14 protein-coding genes are annotated in these 15,428 nt (G+C 68.4%); 7 read left to right on the top strand and 7 right to left on the bottom strand.

The features are described from left to right. Nucleotides 1-250: 250 nt before the first annotated feature. Nucleotides 251-1,609 carry a sigma-54 dependent transcriptional regulator gene (locus tag ASE28_RS25040; protein ID WP_057268921.1) on the bottom strand — a complete coding sequence of 453 codons (1,359 nt, stop codon included), beginning with the start codon at nt 1,607-1,609 and terminating at the stop codon, nt 251-253. Further along, entirely contained in the window at nt 1,606-3,468 is a 1,863-nt protein-coding gene (locus ASE28_RS25035) for an ATP-binding protein (RefSeq protein WP_057268920.1), read from the bottom strand. Before ASE28_RS25035 ends, ASE28_RS25040 begins: the two co-directional genes overlap by 4 nt. A 349-nt stretch (nt 3,469-3,817) precedes the next feature. Here ASE28_RS25035 and ASE28_RS25030 point away from each other — a divergent pair, with 349 nt between their 5' ends. Beyond that, nucleotides 3,818-4,807 carry a tripartite tricarboxylate transporter substrate binding protein BugE gene (locus ASE28_RS25030; protein WP_057268919.1) on the top strand — a complete coding sequence of 330 codons (990 nt, stop codon included), beginning with the start codon at nt 3,818-3,820 and terminating at the stop codon, nt 4,805-4,807. Nucleotides 4,808-4,905: 98 nt separating this feature from the next. Here ASE28_RS25030 and ASE28_RS25025 read toward each other — a convergent pair whose 3' ends face one another. Genes ASE28_RS25025 through ASE28_RS25015 form a run of 3 tightly spaced genes read right to left on the bottom strand, consistent with a single transcriptional unit; the run spans nt 4,906 to nt 7,250 of the window. Continuing rightward, entirely contained in the window at nt 4,906-5,235 is a 330-nt protein-coding gene (locus ASE28_RS25025) for a DUF3325 domain-containing protein (RefSeq protein ID WP_057268918.1), read from the bottom strand. After that, complete coding sequence (locus ASE28_RS25020) at nt 5,228-6,898, bottom strand: PepSY domain-containing protein (protein ID WP_057268917.1); 1,671 nt, start codon at nt 6,896-6,898, stop codon at nt 5,228-5,230. Before ASE28_RS25020 ends, ASE28_RS25025 begins: the two co-directional genes overlap by 8 nt. Before the next feature lie 55 nt (nt 6,899-6,953). Further along, nucleotides 6,954-7,250, bottom strand: coding sequence for a hypothetical protein (locus tag ASE28_RS25015; RefSeq protein ID WP_057268916.1), 297 nt, complete (start codon nt 7,248-7,250; stop codon nt 6,954-6,956). A 311-nt stretch (nt 7,251-7,561) separates the two neighbouring features. Between ASE28_RS25015 and ASE28_RS25010 the strand changes: the two genes are divergently transcribed. From ASE28_RS25010 to ASE28_RS24995, 4 genes are all read left to right on the top strand, one after another. Continuing rightward, nucleotides 7,562-8,938 (top strand): GGDEF domain-containing protein, encoded by a 1,377-nt coding sequence (locus tag ASE28_RS25010; RefSeq protein WP_057268938.1) that lies wholly within the window; start codon nt 7,562-7,564, stop codon nt 8,936-8,938. 24 nt (nt 8,939-8,962) lie between these two features. After that, nucleotides 8,963-9,244, top strand: a complete 282-nt coding sequence (locus ASE28_RS25005) for a hypothetical protein (RefSeq protein ID WP_157422124.1) — start codon at nt 8,963-8,965, stop codon at nt 9,242-9,244. Between the two features lie 16 nt (nt 9,245-9,260). After that, complete coding sequence (locus ASE28_RS25000; RefSeq protein WP_082608251.1) at nt 9,261-9,788, top strand: GrpB family protein; 528 nt, start codon at nt 9,261-9,263, stop codon at nt 9,786-9,788. Nucleotides 9,789-9,887: 99 nt separating this feature from the next. Beyond that, nucleotides 9,888-10,358: a CopD family protein gene (locus ASE28_RS24995; RefSeq protein WP_057268936.1), complete on the top strand. Its 471-nt coding sequence runs from the start codon at nt 9,888-9,890 to the stop codon at nt 10,356-10,358. A gap of 4 nt (nt 10,359-10,362) precedes the next feature. Here ASE28_RS24995 and ASE28_RS24990 read toward each other — a convergent pair whose 3' ends face one another. Then, nucleotides 10,363-11,637 (bottom strand): arsenic transporter, encoded by a 1,275-nt coding sequence (locus ASE28_RS24990; RefSeq protein WP_057268914.1) that lies wholly within the window; start codon nt 11,635-11,637, stop codon nt 10,363-10,365. A 196-nt stretch (nt 11,638-11,833) separates the two neighbouring features. On the opposite strand from ASE28_RS24990, the gene ASE28_RS24985 reads away from it, so the two are divergent. Together ASE28_RS24985 and ASE28_RS24980 are read left to right on the top strand one after the other, a co-directional pair. After that, entirely contained in the window at nt 11,834-13,696 is a 1,863-nt protein-coding gene (locus ASE28_RS24985; protein WP_057268913.1) for an ABC transporter ATP-binding protein, read from the top strand. A gap of 109 nt (nt 13,697-13,805) precedes the next feature. Then, nucleotides 13,806-14,096, top strand: a complete 291-nt coding sequence (locus ASE28_RS24980) for an EthD family reductase (RefSeq protein ID WP_057268912.1) — start codon at nt 13,806-13,808, stop codon at nt 14,094-14,096. 38 nt (nt 14,097-14,134) lie between these two features. Here ASE28_RS24980 and ASE28_RS24975 read toward each other — a convergent pair whose 3' ends face one another. After that, nucleotides 14,135-15,427: a cytochrome c gene (locus tag ASE28_RS24975; RefSeq protein WP_057268911.1), complete on the bottom strand. Its 1,293-nt coding sequence runs from the start codon at nt 15,425-15,427 to the stop codon at nt 14,135-14,137. Nucleotide 15,428 lies beyond the last annotated feature (1 nt).

Raw genomic sequence — 15,428 nt, 5'->3', positions numbered from 1 at the left:
TTTTTGCTCGCTTTTCTCAAAGACCCCAACTTTTTGCAAAGTTCGCTTCGGTCTACCCAAACCTCCGAAAGTACTACCTGGGCAGCACCTTCAGCCGACCGACTTCTGTGAACAGAGGTCTTGGTAGCGAAGCCCTCGACTATAGCACTACTTTTGAGGGGTGGCAGGGAAAACCCGGGGAATTTGCGTCTTTGCCTGCGATGGAAGAACTGCGCTCCAGAGCCCTCCCCTTGCTCTCTCATATATAGGGCTACGCCCTCGCCCCTTGGCGCGCCGCGAAATCCCCCGGTATGAGCCCATGGCGCTGCAGCTTGTCGTACACGGTCTTGCGCGGCATCTGCAGCATCTCGGCCGCGCGGGCCACGTTGCCCTGGGTCAGGCGCAGGGTGTCGCGCAGCAGCTTGCGTTCGAAGGCGTCCACGCGGGCGGCCAGCGAGGGGGCTGACGCATCACCCTCCCCCAGCGACTCCATGGGCAGGCCCAGGCACAGGCGCTCTGCGGCGTTGCGCAGTTCGCGCACGTTGCCAGGCCAGTCGTGGGCCATCCAGGCGGCCAGATCGCGGTCGGTCCACGCGGGGGCGGGACGGCCATGGCGCGCCGCGGCCTGGTCGATGAAGTGGGCCATGAGCACGGGGATGTCCTGCGGGCGCTCGCGCAGCGGCGGTATGGCGATGCTGGCCACGTGCAGGCGGTAGTACAGGTCGGCGCGGAACTGGCCCTCTACGGCCAGTGCCTTGAGGTCGACCTTGGACGCGGCCACCACGCGGCAGGTGATGGGCACGCTCAGGTTGCTGCCCAGGCGTTCGATCTCGCGCTCCTGCAGCACGCGCAACAGGCGCATCTGCAGGGCCTGCGGCATGGACTCGATCTCGTCGAGCAGCAGCGTGCCCTGGTTGGCATGCTCGATCTTGCCGATGCGCCGGCGCGTGGCGCCGGTGAAGGCGCCGGGCTCGTGGCCGAAGAGCTCGCTCTCGATGATGCTCTCGGGCAGCGCGCCGCAGTTGATGGCCACGAAGGGGCCGCTGCGCCCGCTGGCCGCATGCAGCGCGCGGGCCACCACCTCCTTGCCAGCGCCGGTCTCGCCGTGCAGCAGCACGTCCACGCTGAGCGGCGCCAGGGCGGCCACCAGGCGGCGCACCTCGGCCATGCCGGGCGATGGGCCGACCAGCGTGGCCAGGGCATCGCGCGGGTTGCGCTCGCGCAGCACGCGCAGTTCCTCGGCCAGGGCGCGGCGCTCCAGCGCACGCCGCACGGTGGCCACCAGGTGCTCGGACGAAAACGGCTTTTCGATGAAGTCGTAGGCGCCGTCGCGCATCGCATCCACGGCCAAGGCCACGTCGCCATGGCCTGTCACCAGCACCACGGGCAGGTCGGCGTCCAGCGCGCGCAGGGTGCGCAGCAGGTCCATGCCGCTCATGCCCGGCATCTGGATGTCGGTGACGACCACGGCCGGCCGGTCCTGGCCGAAGGCGTCGAGCGCGCCCTGGGCATTGGCGAAGGCGCGCACCTCGATGTCGGCCAGCGACAGCGCCTGCGCGTAGGCGCGGCGCACCATGGCGTCGTCTTCGACGAGGTAGACGGTCGGTGGGTCTGCCGCGGAGGGGTTCATGGAAGGTCCTGTGTGGCGGGGTGGGCGGCCTTGCCTTGCGCTACAACGCCCGCAGCCCTAGGCAGGCGGACGGTGAACTCGGCGCCGCCTTCCGGCAGGTTGGACGCCGCCAGCGTGCCCCCCATGCCTTCGACGATGATGCGCGACACGGCCAGCCCCAGGCCCAGGCCCTCGCCCGCCTTGGTGGTGTAGAAGGGCTCGAACAGATGGGTCTGCACCTCGGGGTCCATGCCGCGGCCGGTATCGGCCACACGCAGCAGCACGCGCCCATCGGCCTGCACCTCCACGGCAAAGCGCACCTCGCGCACCGCCTGGTGCTGCACGGCGTCGAGCCCGTTGCGCAGCAGGTTCACCAGCACCTGTTCCAGCCGCGTGGCATCGGCCAGCACACACAGCGCCTCGTCGAAGTCAGCCACTGCGATCTGCGCATCCACCGCCTGGCAACGCGGGGCCAGCAACAGCAGGGCATGGTCCAGCGCCTCGCGCACGCTGCAGGGGCTGAGGGCCGGCGGCTCCTTGCGCACGAAGCTCTTGAGCTGGCGCACGATGCGGCCCATGCGCCCGGCCAGTTGGCTGATGAGGCGCAGATTCTCGGCCACGTCCTCCCCGCGCTGGCGCTGGTGCAGGGCGATGGCGTTGTCCGACAGGGTCTGCAGGGCGGCCAGGGGCTGGTTCAGCTCATGGCTCATGCCGGCGGCCATCTGGCCCAGCACCGCGAGCTTGCCGGCCTGCACCGCCGTATCACGGGTGCCGCGCACGATCTGCTCGGCCTGCTGCAGGTCGCGCACGCGGTCTTCCAGCGCGGCGTTGGCGGCGGTGATCTCTCGGGTGCGCTGGGCGATCTGCACCTCCAGCATGCCGTGCGCCTCGCGCAGACGCTGGGCACTGGCGGCCCGCTCGGCGCGGCCCAGCCGGTCGAGCCGGCGCAGCAGCGCCAGGCCCAGCACCAGCGCCGCGCACAGGCCGCCGGCCAGGCCCGCGACCAGCGCCTCCTGCCGGGCCGGGCGCTGGTCGGCCAGCAGCAGCATCTGCCAGCCCAGCGGGCCCACGCTGCGCGCGGCCACGCTGAAGTCGCGCAAATGCCCGGCCTGCTGCAGGCGCAGGGTGTCGCCATCGGCAGGCAGGGATGCCTCGGCGTGCAAAGGGGTCAGCGGGTGGTTGCCATACTGCTGCACGCCCTGCAGGCGGGTGCGCACCTCGGCCGGCAGCGGGGCCAGCGTGCGGTAGCGCCAGGCGGGCTCGGTGCTCAGAAAGACCACGCCCTCCCTGTCCGCCAACAGCACGGTGTCGCCGCCACCGGCCAGCGCCGCCTCGAAGGCGTCGAGCGAGATCTTGACCGCCACCACGCCGGGCGCGGGCGCCTCGGGCGGCAGGGCCGACGCCATGAAGTAGCCGGCCTTGCCCGTGGTCACGCCCACACCGAAGAAGCGCCCGGTGCGCCCCTGCATGGCCGCCTCGAAATACGGGCGAAAGCGGTAGTTCTGGCCAACGAAGCTGCTCGGCAGGTTCCAGTTGCTGGCGGCCAGCGTGAGGCCCTCGGTGTTCATCACATAGGCCGTGTCCACGTCGGCCAGCGCCACTGCCGATGCCAGGTAGGCGTTGGCGGCCTGCAGGTTCTTCGCATCGGGCCGCTGCAGGGCCAGGTTGGTGCGGCTGTGCAGCGCCAGCAGGGCGGGCAGCGCCTCATTGCGCTGCAGCAGCGACTCCAGGCTTTGGGCCGCAAAGGCCAGCCGCTGGCTGGCGGCGCGCTGCTGCCCAGACAGCTGGGCGTCGAGCGACCAGCGGTAGGCCAGCGCACCCACGAACACGCAGGCCAACAGCGCCAGGCCGGAAGTCAACAGCGAACGGGTGGGTTTCAAACGGATCGGCAACAGAAGGTCAACGGCACTGCCATTGCGCGGCAGCCTTGCCCGCATTGTGCGGCGCTCCCCGCACCCTGCAGGCAAGGCGATACCCGGTTGACAAGGGGCGCTGTCTGAAAATCCGCACAAACCGGGGGTTTTCGTGTGGAAATCCGCCAGTTTTTACGGACCAGCGCATGGATTTCCATGCCGGCCCCCGTGGGCCAAACCCAATGGCGGCGCGGCCTGGCGGCCCGCCAGGTGCCACACGGCAGCGCCTGGCACACAAGCTGCGAAAAGCCCAGGGCGGGCCTTGCGGCCAACGCAGCTCTGCCTTTTCGCACCACAACCCGTCAGGAGACAACACATGACATCGACACAACCTTCTTCCAAGCTCTGCAGCGCCGTGGCCATTGCCGCTGGCCTGCTCGTCGGCGCAGCCCCCGCACTGGCACAGGACTACCCGAACAAGCCCGTGCGGCTGATCGTGCCTTTTGCCCCCGGCGGCACCACCGACATCGTGGCCCGCGTGGTCAGCCAGTCGCTGGGCACGGCGCTGGGCCAGCCCGTGGTGGTCGAAAACAAGGCCGGAGCCGGCGGCGTGGTGGGCGCGACGGAAATCGCGCGCTCCCCTGCGGATGGCTACACCCTGGGCGTGGCCACGGTGTCCACCGTGGCATCGGCCCCGGCCATCAACCCGGCGGCCAAGTACAACCCGCTCACGGACTTCACCTCCATCGTCAACATGGCGGCCACACCCAATGTGCTGGCTGTGCACCCCAGCTTTGCGGGCAAGGACTTCAAGGGCTTCATGGCCGAGGTCAAGGCCCACCCCGGCAAGTATTCGTTCGCCAGCTCGGGCACGGGCGGCATCGGCCACCTGCAAATGGAACTGTTCAAGTCACTGACCGGCCTGGACCTGGAGCACATCGGCTACAAGGGCGCAGGCCCGGCGCTGAACGACGCGGTATCGGGCCAGGTGCCGATGATCTTCGACAACCTGCCCTCCGCCCTGCCCTTCATCAAGGACAAGCGCCTGATCGCCATTGCCGTGGCAGCCCCGCAGCGCCTGGCCTCGCTGCCCGACGTACCGACCTTCAAGGAAGTGGGCTTCGAGCCCGTGAACCGCATGGCCTTCTACGGCATCCACGGCCCCAAGGGCCTGCCGCCGGCCGTGGTGGAGCGCATCTCGCAAGCCGTGCGCAAGACACTGGAAGACCCCGCCGTGAAAAAGCGCATCGAGGAGACGGGCTCGCTGGTGGTGGGCAACACCCCGCAGGAATTTGCAGCGCAGGCCAAGGCCGAGTTCGAGCTGTACAAGGGCGTGGTCGCCAAGCAGAAGCTGAAGCTGGAGTGATCTGACGGCCGGCAGGATAGCCCATGGCCCTGCCTGTTCGCCAGCCGTTTGGGGGTGAACCCACCCGCGCCGTCCGGACGCAGGGTGGGTTTGTCATTTCAGCGGGACGTGGCCGCCGGCACCCAGGCCACCAGCGGCGCCAGCAGGCGCGGCATCCAGGCCAGGGTGAAGGCAATGGTGAGCGCCGAGCCGGCCAGCACCATGAACCAGACCAGCGAGGCCATGGAGCCATGGTCAACCGACAGGCACACCGCCAGTGACGAGGCCACCACCGCAGTCCCCAACCAGCGCAGCAGCACCACGGCGCGGCGCGGCGCCGGCACGGTCCCGCGCGCTTGCTCCCAGTGCACGTCCATCGACAGGGCCAGCCAGGCAAGACCCGTCAGGTTGGCCACCAGGGCCACGGCATAGAGCAGCGAGTCAGGCATTGGCCACCTCTGGCGAGCGAGCCGCCTTGGCCTGTACGGATGGGCCCAGCGCGCGGCGCCTGAGCCGGCGGGCTGCGACCACGGCCAGTGCTGCGGCGGCCAGCAGCGCCAGATCCACCCCGGCCACAGGCCAGTAGCCGTTGGCGATGGTGCGCAGCAGGTGGTCGCCCGTGGTCACCCAGTTGAGCAGCACGGCCGCCACGGCCAGCACGGCCGCGGCCCAGCACTGCTCGGCCCAGGCCGGGGACATGCGCGCCTCGCCCATGGGGGCGGTGCGCCAGATGGCGTGCGCGCAGGCCAGCACCCAGGCACCCCAGAAGAGGTACTGCTCCACATTGCCGCGCGCCGGCAGGTCGGTGGGCAGCAGGCGGTTGCCGATCAGCATGGAGAAGGTGGCGATGAGCATGCCGGTGACGGTGGTGACGGCAAAGGCGTCGACCCAGCGCGCGCCGCTCACGGTCTGTTTCGCGTGCTGGCGCTTGCGCTTTTCCACATAGAAGAGGAAGCCCGTGGCAATGCACACGCAGCCCGACAGGCCACCCAGCACATACAGCCAGCGCAGCAGCCAATGGCGAAAGTGCTGCAGGTGCAGGCCGGTGAGGAAGTTGTTGATGCCGGCCACCACCGTCACAGGCGGGTCTTCGCGGATCAACTCGCCGGTCGATCCCTTGAAATGGATGCCCTCGCCCGTGAGCGTCACCCGGTCGGTGCCGGCGCGGTAGACGCTGACATAGGCATTGGCATCGCCCACATGCTGCACAGAGAGAAAGCCCACGTCGCCCGCCATGCCCTTGGCGGCCCAGCGGCGCTGGGCCTCGGCCACCATGGCGTCGACCGATGCCAGCGTGGCCGGCACTCCGGCCTTCTCGTGCGGCAGGCCGGTTTCCTTTGCCTCGTGCTTTTCATGCAGCTCGTGCAGGGGCTCGAGCTGAGTGTGCGTGACGGGGAAATAGATACCCCCGAAAATCACCAACCCCGACAGCGCGAAGATGAAGTGGAACGGCAACGCCACCACACCCGTGAGGTTGTGCAGATCGAGCGCGCTGCGCTGGGTGTGCTTTTTCGGGCGGAAGGTGAACAGCTCGCGGAAGATCTTGCGGTGCATGACCACACCGCTGACCAGCGCCACCATCATCACCAGGGCGGCAAAGCCCACGATCCAGTAGCCCAGATTCTTCCACTCCAGGTGCAGGCTGTAGTGCAGCGGGTAGAAGAACTGGCTGCCGATCTTGAGGTGGTCGTCGGGCAGCGCCGCGCCCGTGCGCGGGTCGATGGTGCGCGTGCCGAAGACGCTGTCGTCCTTGTTCTTGGCATGGGGCAGCTCATGGCCCGAGAACAGGCCCAGCACTGGGTCGCGGTGGGTGGTGTAGGCGCCCCAGCGCTGCACGGGGAAGGTCTCGGCCATGGGGCCATCGACGCGGCTGCGCGCCTGCTCGATGGCCTCGGGCGTGGGCTTCATGTCCTTGAAGACCGGCAGCAGGATCCTGTCGAACGAGGGCATGGGCTGCGGCTCGAAACGCGACTGGGGAATCGCCCAGCGGTCGATCTCGCGGTCGAACACCGAGAGCGAGCCGAAGAAGAACACCACCATGAGCACGAAGCCCAGCACCAGGCCGAACCAGGTGTGCAGCCAGGCCATGGACAGCCGGAAATTTGGGAACATCGAACAATCTCCTGGTGCGGGATCTCTCTGGTGGGAGCCGCACCGCAAAAAAGGATCAGAGCAGGGCTTTCTGGACCAGGGACGCAGCCCCGGCCATCAGGGCGCCGCCACCGGCCAGCACCAGCCAGACACGCACCAGGCTGGCAGCGCAAAAGGCCCAGAGAAAAGCCACCAGCAGCACGATGAAGCCCAGGATGTAGCCCAGTGCCTCGGCATCGTGGAACGGCATCCCCGCCGCGAACAGCAGGCCGATGCCGAGGGCAATGAAGCCCCAGGTGAACGCATAGCTGCCCACCGTGCCTGCGGCAATGCGCGCGACGATGTGCAGGCGGGAAGCGGTGATGGTGGCCATTGGCTCAAGGGAAGTGATAATGCGAGTGATTCGCGATTATGCAATACGCCTGCGGGTAACCCCTGGGGCCGTGGGGAGTAGCACGCACCGACACCAGACCCATTCAGGATCGGCGTTGGCAACAAAAGGGACGCGCAGGAGACACCATCGTGCAGATTGCAAAATGCCGTTCTTCGACTTGCTGTTCAAGCGTTTTCAGCTATCAATAAAAGAGCAATCGATAAACAACTTGTCACATATGTCTTTGCACCGCTGCACAATGGCCGCAAAGTGCTCCTTTGCACGCATTGACCCCAATGGCAGCCCTGCCCATGCAAAGCATTTCTTCCCTGAACGTTGTCGATCTCTTGCTCGACGCGGTGTGTATCGTCGATGCGGATAGCCGCATCCTTTTCGTGAGTCCGGCGTTCGAGCGCATCTTTGGCTACCGCCCCGATGAAGCCGTGGGCCTGCGCATGCTGGACCTGGTGCACCCCGAAGACCGGGGCACCACTGCGGACCAGGCCCGGTCCATCATGCAGGGGCAACTGCAGCTGCACTTCGAGAACCGCTACGTGCGCAAGGATGGCCGCATCGCGCACATCCGCTGGACGGCGCGCTGGATCGAGGAGCGACAGGTGCGCCTGGCCGTGGCCCACGACATCACCGAGCGCAAAAACATCGAGGTGATGCACGCAGCCATCTATGCCATCTCGGAGGCGGCCCACACCGCCAAGGACCTGATTGCGCTGTTCGAACACATCCACCAGGTCATCGGGCAGCTGCTGGCGGCCGTGAACTTTTCGGTGGTGCTCTACGACGCAGCCCAGGACGTGCTGAGCTACCCCTACCACGTCAACGAGCGCCACCCCGCCCCCGGCACCCTGGCGCTGGCGGACGACACCCTGTGTGCCGAGGTCATTCGCAGCGGGCAGTCTCTGCTGCTAACGCCCGGCACCCGCGCCGCCCTGCCCGCACACCTGCGGTTGCCCGACGGTGAGGACGCGCCGCTTTATTGGCTGGGCGTACCTCTGCACACGCACCACGGTGCCATTGGAGCCCTGGTGGTGCAGGGCTATACCGAGCACGCAGCCTACACCGAGAAGGACAAGGAGCTGCTGCAATTCGTCTCCACCCAGGTCGCCGCAGCGATAGAACGCAAGCAGATGCACGAGCGCCTGGCGCACATGGCGCAGTACGACCAGCTCACGCACCTGCCCAATCGCCAGCTGTTCCTGGACCGGCTCAAGACCGCCCTGGCCCGCGCGCGGCGCGACCAGAGCCTGCTGTCGCTGATGTTCATCGACCTGGACCGCTTCAAGGAGGTGAACGACACCCTGGGCCACGCCATGGGCGACCTGCTGCTGCAGCGCGTGGCCCAGCGCCTGCTCGAATGCGTGCGCGGCTCGGACACCGTGGCGCGCATCGGCGGCGACGAGTTCGTGGTGCTGCTCGAAGGCGGCCATGCGCGTGAGCACGCCCATGCCATGGCCGAGAAGATCCTGGCCGCCTTTGGCCCCCCTTTCGACCTGGAAGGCCGCCCTGTGCACACGCAGCCCAGCATTGGCGTGGCCATCTACCCCGACCATGGCCGCGAGGAGCACCACCTGCTGGTGCATGCGGACGAGGCGATGTATGTCTCCAAGAAGAACGGCGGCAACCAGGTGCATACGGGACCGCCTCCGCACTCGCCCCCAGCCATCGCCTGATACGGCTGGGCCAAAATGCGGGGTATGCAGCGCCAACCTCGACAACCCGGCCACGATGGCGCGCCCCGGCAGCCTCGCCACGGGCTGCTATTGCGTGGGCTGATCACCCTGGCCTGGGTGCTGCCCGCAGGGCCGCTGCTCACGCTGCTGCTGTTTCCCTGGTGGTCGTGGGTGGAGGCGGCGACCGGCTGGGAATCCATGGGCCACTCGGGCCCCGCAGGCTGGTGCTATGGGGCGGTGTGGTGCGCACTGCTGGCCCTGGCCCTGCTGGGGCCCAGGATAGCCCGGCGGCTCCTGCGCGGCTGACGCCTTTGACTGCCCCATGAACACCTCTGCAGCATCAAGCACAGACGACGCACCGATCGAGGTTGTGGACTACAACCCCGCCTGGCCCGCCCTGTTCGACGCCGAGCGCCGCCTGCTCCAAGAGGCGCTGGCGCCCTGGCTGGCCGGGCCGGTGGAGCACATCGGCAGCACCGCCGTGCCGGGCCTGCCCGCCAAGCCCATCATCGACATCATGGCGCTGGTGCGCTCGCTGGCGGAGTCGGCCGACGCCATTGCCGCAGCCAGCGCGCTCGACTACCTGTACTACCCCTACAAGCCGGAGCAACTGCACTGGTTCTGCAAACCCAGCCCCGTGCACCGCACCCATCACCTGCACCTGGTGCCGCTTCACAGCGCCCTGTGGCAGCAGCGCCTGGCGTTCCGCGATGCCTTGCGGGGCAGTTCCACGCTGACCGCACGCTATGCGGCGCTCAAACGCCAGCTGGCAGTACAGTACCGGCATGACCGCGAGGGCTACACGGAGGCCAAGGGGCCGTTCATCGCGCAGGTACTGGCGAGGATGTAATCCCCTTGGCATGCACGGCCTCCGGGCAGGCCGGCGCCGGTGCCCGCACAATCGGGCCACTACAACCACTACCAGGGCCCCACGCCCTGCCCGCCCGCCATGCTCTACGCCGCGCTCAAGTTCGTCCACGTCTTGTCCCTCATCGTCTGGATCGGCGGCATGGTCTTCGCCCACTTCTTCCTGCGCCCGGCCACGCTGTCGTTGGAGCCACCGCAGCGCGTTAAGCTGATGCACGATGTTCTGCAGCGCTTCTTCGCCGCCGTGTCGGTGGCCGTGGTGCTGGTGCTGGGTTCGGGCCTGTGGATGATCGGCAACGTCGCGCGCATGGCCGCGCAGACGGGCGGGCGCTTTGCCATGCCGCTGTCGTGGACCATCATGGCCACCATCGGACTGGTGATGATGGCGGTCTATGGCCACATCCGCTTTGCGCTGTTCAAGCGGCTCAAGGTCGCCGTGGCGGCTGCGGACTGGCCAGCGGGCGGCAAGGCGCTGGCGTCCATCCGCACCCTGGTGGGGGTGAACCTGGCGCTGGGCGTGATCACGGTGGCCGTGGTGTTCCTGCTGACCTGACCGATCAAGGCACCAGCAGGTGCATCGAGTGCGCCGCTTGAAGTACCAGCAACGCTGACAGCAAGGCGGGCGGCATCACCACCAGCCCGAGCCTGAGGAACTGCCAGGCCCCCACGTGCAGGCCCTCGCGCCGCAGCGCGGCAAGCCAAAGGATGGTGGCCAGCGAGCCCGTGACCGAGAGGTTCGGCCCCAGGTCGATGCCGATCAGCGCGGCCGCCCGCACGGTGCTTGATGCGGATGCCGCGTCGAGCGAGGCCCCGGCCAGCAGGCCTGCGGGCAGGTTGTTGACCAGGTTGGTCGCCACGCCCAGCAGGGCGCCGAGCAGCGTGCCCGCGCCCTGCGGCCAGGCTGCGGCGGCGTTGCGCAGTGCGCCCGCCATGAGGCCCACCACGCCCGTCAACTCCAGCGCCTGTACGAAGATGAACAGCCCCGCCACCAGGGGCAGCACATCCCACGAGACGGAGCGCAACGCCTGCCAGGGCGCACGTCCGCATACAAAGGCCAGCAACGCCAGCGTGCCCAGGGCAGCACCCAGCGTGGGCCAGCCCAGCGGGATGCGCAGCCATGCGCAGGCCACCAGCACCAGCACCGAGACCGCCAGGCCCCCTGCCGCCACGCGGCCGCCCAGGCCCAAGGGGTGCTCGGGCACTGTGGTGGCGATGGTTTCGGGGATGGTGCTGCGCAGCACCCAGCGCAGCGCCACGTAGGTCACGATGATGGAGGCCAGCGAAGGCAGCGCGAACAGCGCCAGCCAGTGCGCCAGCGAGGGCATGCCGCTGCCCCAGACCACCAGGTTGGCCGGGTTGGAGATGGGCAGCACGAAACTCGCCGCATTGGCGATGAAGGCGCAGATGAACAGGTAGGGCAAGGGCGAGGCCCCCACCGCGCGCGCCACGGCGAACACGGCCGGGGTCAGCACCACGGCGGTGGCGTCGTTGGACAGGAACACCGTGACCAGCGTGCCCACCGCATACACCCACACGAAAAGGCGCCGGCCCGAGCCTTTGGCCTGCCTCGCCGCCAGGGTGGCCAGCCAGTCGAACACGCCCTCGCGCCGGGCGAGTTCGGACAGCAGCATCATGCCGGCCAGGAACAGGTAGACGTCATGCCCGCGCAGCACGCCCGCCCAGGCCTGCGCGGGGGTGAGCAGGCCGCAGGCCAGCAGCAGCGCCGCGCCGGCCACTGCCCAAACCGCCTCGGGCAGGCGCCAGGGCCGTACGATGACCGCTGCGGTGGCCACGCCGATGATGGCCCAGGTCCAGGGCGCGAGCGCCGTCATGTGGCCAGGCCCCCCAGGGGCTCGGGAAGATCGATGGACGCAAGGTACGCGGGACGGGTGTGCATGGGGGCGGATTCTATGCAGTGCCCGCCCATCGCGCCCCGCCCCAATGCCCCTGCCGGTGCGCCGGGTCACAAGGGCACTTACCATGTGGTCAAAAGAACGTGCCTGCGGCACGCGCCAAGGAGCCCTCCCATTGTTCGGATTTTTTGAGAAACGCGTAGCCCCCTACCCTGTCGAAGAACCCCACCTGCCGCCCAAGGATTTCATGGCCTTCGTGTGGGACGGCACGCGCGGCCTGCGCGGCCATGTGGTGGCCATGGCCGCCCTGTCGGCAGCGATTGCGGTCTACGAAGCGCTGCTGTTCGCCGTGCTCGGCCATGTGGTGGACTGGCTCTCCAGCGTCTCGCCCGCGGCCCTGTGGGCCGAGCGCCGCACGGAGCTGATCGGCATCACCGTGCTGCTGCTCGGTTCGGTGGCCCTGGTGGCGCTGCAGACCAGTGTGAAGCACCAGGTGCTGGCCATCAACTTCCCGCTGCGCCTGCGCTGGAATTTTCACCGGCTGATGCTGGGCCAGAGCATGGCCTTCTATGCCGACGAGTTCGCGGGCCGCATCACCACCAAGATCATGCAGACCGCGCTGGCGGTGCGCGACATGATCTTCACCACCACCGACGTGGTGATCGGCATGGGTGTGTACCTGGTGACCATCCTGGCGCTGCTGGCGGGGTTCGACGTGCGCCTGCTGGCGCCCTTCGTACTCTGGATGGTGGCCTACGGCCTGGCCTGCTGGTACTTCGTGCCGCGCCTGGGCAAGGTGGGCAAGGCGCAGGCCGATGCGCGCTCGGCCATGACGGGGCGCATCACCGACGCCTACACCAACATCGCCACGGTGAAGCTGTTCTCGCACACGCGGCGCGAATCGGAGTTCGCGCGCGCCGCGATGGACGCTTTCAAGCTCACCGGCTATGCCCAGATGCGCCTGGTGAGCCAGTTCGAGATCGTCAACCACATCCTGGTGGTGGGCATGATCCTGGGCGCCTGCGGCACGGCCCTGTGGCTGTGGTCGCTGGGCCAGGTGGGCGCCGGCGCCGTGGCCGCCGTGACGGCGATGACCTTGCGCGTATCGGGCCACGCCCACTGGGTGATGTGGGAGATGACCACGCTGTTCGAGAGCGTGGGCACCATCCAGGACGGCATCAACACCCTGACGCGCCCGCGTGCCGTGGTGGACGCGCCCGATGCCAAGCCGCTGCAGGTGACGCAGGGCGAAGTGAAGTTCGAGGATGCGACCTTTGCCTATGGCAACAATGGCCGCCCAGTGATCGACCAACTGAACCTGACCATCCGCCCCGGCGAGAAGATCGGGCTGATCGGCCGCTCCGGCGCCGGCAAGTCCACCTTGGTGAACCTGCTGCTGCGTTTTCACGACGTGCGCTCGGGACGGGTGCTGATCGACGGGCAGGACATCGCCCACGTGACGCAGGACAGCCTGCGCCGCTCCATCGGCATGGTCACGCAGGACACCTCACTGCTGCACCGCTCCATGCGCGACAACATCCTCTACGGCCGCCCCGATGCGAACGAGGAGGACCTGCAGGCCGCTGCCCAGCGCGCCGAGGCCTCTGAATTCATCGCCACGCTGAGTGACCTGCAGGGCCGCACCGGCTACGAGGCACATGTGGGCGAGCGCGGCGTGAAGCTCTCGGGCGGGCAGCGCCAGCGCGTAGCGATTGCGCGTGTGATGCTCAAGGACGCGCCCATCCTGCTGCTCGACGAGGCCACCAGCGCGCTGGACTCCGAGGTGGAGGCGGCGATCCAGCAGAGCCTGGACGGGCTGATGCAGGGCAAGACGGTGATCGCCATTGCCCACCGCCTGTCCACCATCGCCGCCATGGACCGGCTGATCGTGCTGGATGCCGGGCGCATCATCGAAGAGGGCACGCATGCGCAGCTGCTGGCGCAGGGCGGCGTGTATGCGCGGCTGTGGGGGCACCAGAGCGGCGGCTTCCTCGGCGAGACCGACGATGAAGAATCCAGCGCACTGATGCCTGGGTGACAGGCGCGGGCATGCGTGTCGCGCAGGCGGCTGCTCACCGCCAAGGTGCCCCCTAACGTGCACGGCACGGCGGCCACTCCGGCAGCCCATTCTTTGTGGAGATCCCTGCATGATCAAGATTGCGGCCCTGTACCGCTGGCACGAAGGCGCCCGCTTCGACCACGACTACTACCACGGCGAACACATGCGCATTGCGCGCGAGGCCCTGGGCCCGCTGGGCCTGGTGCGGCTGGAAAGCGACCGCGTGATGTACCCCGGCCCGCCACGCCCTGGCCAGGTGGTGGCGCTGACCAATGCCTTCTTCGAGACGGTGGAGCAGGCCCAGGCGGCGGCACAGAAGACCGCACCGGTGCTCACGGCCGATGTGCCCAACTACACCAACATCAAGCCCGAGTCGTAAATGGCGCTGATGAAGGCGCACCCCTTGGGCGCCTGAGCCTACATGCCGCGCCGTTCCTTGGCGCGGTAGACCTCGATGGTGCCCACCGCCGCAGCCTGGTTGCCCCAGCTGTTGCGCACGAAGGTGGCGACAGCGGCCACGTCCTCATCCGTCAGCACATGGCGAAACGGCGGCATGCCGTGCGGGCGCGGGTTGCCGGCCGTGGCCGGCAAGTAGCCGCCCTGCAGCACCACGCGCACCAGGTTGGTGGTGTCGGCCAGCACCACGGCGCGGTTGCCGGCCAGCGCGGGGAAGGCGCCGGGCCCGCCCTGCCCCTGGCCCTGGTCGCCATGGCACTGGGCGCACTGCTGCTCGTAGACCTTGGCGCCGCGCGCCATGGCCGATGCGCCGGGTGGCGCAGCGGGTGGTGGCGACACGGTGTGCTGCGGCAGGTCCTGCAGATACACCGCCATGGCGCGCGCATCGGCATCGGTCAGGTACTGGGTGCTGCGGAACACCACCTCGGCCATGGGGCCCATCACCGAGCCGTGGGGTGCCACGCCGGTCTTGAGCAGGGCCACCACGTCCTGTACCGGCCACTCCTTCACGCCGGCTTCGGCTGCGGCATTGAGCGCGGGGGCATACCAGTTCTGCACCGGGATCAGTCCGCCGTTGAAGGCCATGGCGTCGCTGGTAGCGCCCAAGGCGTTGCGCGGCGTGTGGCAGGCCGTGCAGTGGCCCAGGCCATTGACCAGGTAGGCGCCGCGGTTGTACTCGGCCGTCTGCGTGGGTGCGACCACCGCCAAGCCCGGTGCGAAGAACAGCGCCCGCCACACGGCCAGCGCAGCCTGTGTGTTGTACGGAAAGCCCAGCGCATGCGGCCGGTTGGCCTGGTCCACGGCGGGCCTGCTCTGCAGATAGGCGTAGATGGCGTCCGAATCCTCGCGCGTGACCTGGGTGTAGTTGGGGTACGGGAACGCCGGGTACAGCAGCCGCCCATCGCGCGAGCGGCCATGGTGCATGGCGCGCCAGAACTCGGCAGACGACCACTGGCCGATGCCGCTGGCCTTGTCGGGCGTGAGGTTGGAGCTGTGCACCACGCCAAAGGGTGTCTCGATACCGCGCCCGCCCGCGAACGCCGCCCCGCCCTGCATGGTGTGGCAGGCCATGCAGTTGCCCACGCGCGCCAGGTATTCGCCGCGCGCCACCCGTTCGGGGGTGGAGGCAAAGGCTTCGGGGGTGGATGGCAGCGGCTCCTCGCCGCGCAGGTTCAGGGTGATCACGGCGGCTGCGGCAATGCCGAGCGCAGCCAAGGTGAAGGAGATGGATCGGAGGATGGTGCGTGTTCTCATG

Origin of the sequence: Acidovorax sp. Root219, assembly GCF_001428665.1 — a bacterium.
GTDB lineage: Bacteria > Pseudomonadota > Gammaproteobacteria > Burkholderiales > Burkholderiaceae_C > Acidovorax.
This window is presented reverse-complemented; position numbering and strand designations above follow the sequence as displayed.

Coding starts and splice junctions, on each gene's coding strand:
- ASE28_RS25020 (WP_057268917.1), bottom strand. CDS start 6,898: ATGTTCCCAAATTTCCGGCTGTCCATGGCCTGGCTGCACACCTGGTTC.
- ASE28_RS24990 (WP_057268914.1), bottom strand. CDS start 11,637: ATGACGGCGCTCGCGCCCTGGACCTGGGCCATCATCGGCGTGGCCACC.
- ASE28_RS24980 (WP_057268912.1), top strand. CDS start 13,806: ATGATCAAGATTGCGGCCCTGTACCGCTGGCACGAAGGCGCCCGCTTC.
- ASE28_RS25015 (WP_057268916.1), bottom strand. CDS start 7,250: ATGGCCACCATCACCGCTTCCCGCCTGCACATCGTCGCGCGCATTGCC.
- ASE28_RS25005 (WP_157422124.1), top strand. CDS start 8,963: ATGCAGCGCCAACCTCGACAACCCGGCCACGATGGCGCGCCCCGGCAG.
- ASE28_RS24975 (WP_057268911.1), bottom strand. CDS start 15,427: ATGAGAACACGCACCATCCTCCGATCCATCTCCTTCACCTTGGCTGCG.
- ASE28_RS25025 (WP_057268918.1), bottom strand. CDS start 5,235: ATGCCTGACTCGCTGCTCTATGCCGTGGCCCTGGTGGCCAACCTGACG.
- ASE28_RS25010 (WP_057268938.1), top strand. CDS start 7,562: ATGCAAAGCATTTCTTCCCTGAACGTTGTCGATCTCTTGCTCGACGCG.
- ASE28_RS25030 (WP_057268919.1), top strand. CDS start 3,818: ATGACATCGACACAACCTTCTTCCAAGCTCTGCAGCGCCGTGGCCATT.
- ASE28_RS25000 (WP_082608251.1), top strand. CDS start 9,261: ATGAACACCTCTGCAGCATCAAGCACAGACGACGCACCGATCGAGGTT.
- ASE28_RS25040 (WP_057268921.1), bottom strand. CDS start 1,609: ATGAACCCCTCCGCGGCAGACCCACCGACCGTCTACCTCGTCGAAGAC.
- ASE28_RS24995 (WP_057268936.1), top strand. CDS start 9,888: ATGCTCTACGCCGCGCTCAAGTTCGTCCACGTCTTGTCCCTCATCGTC.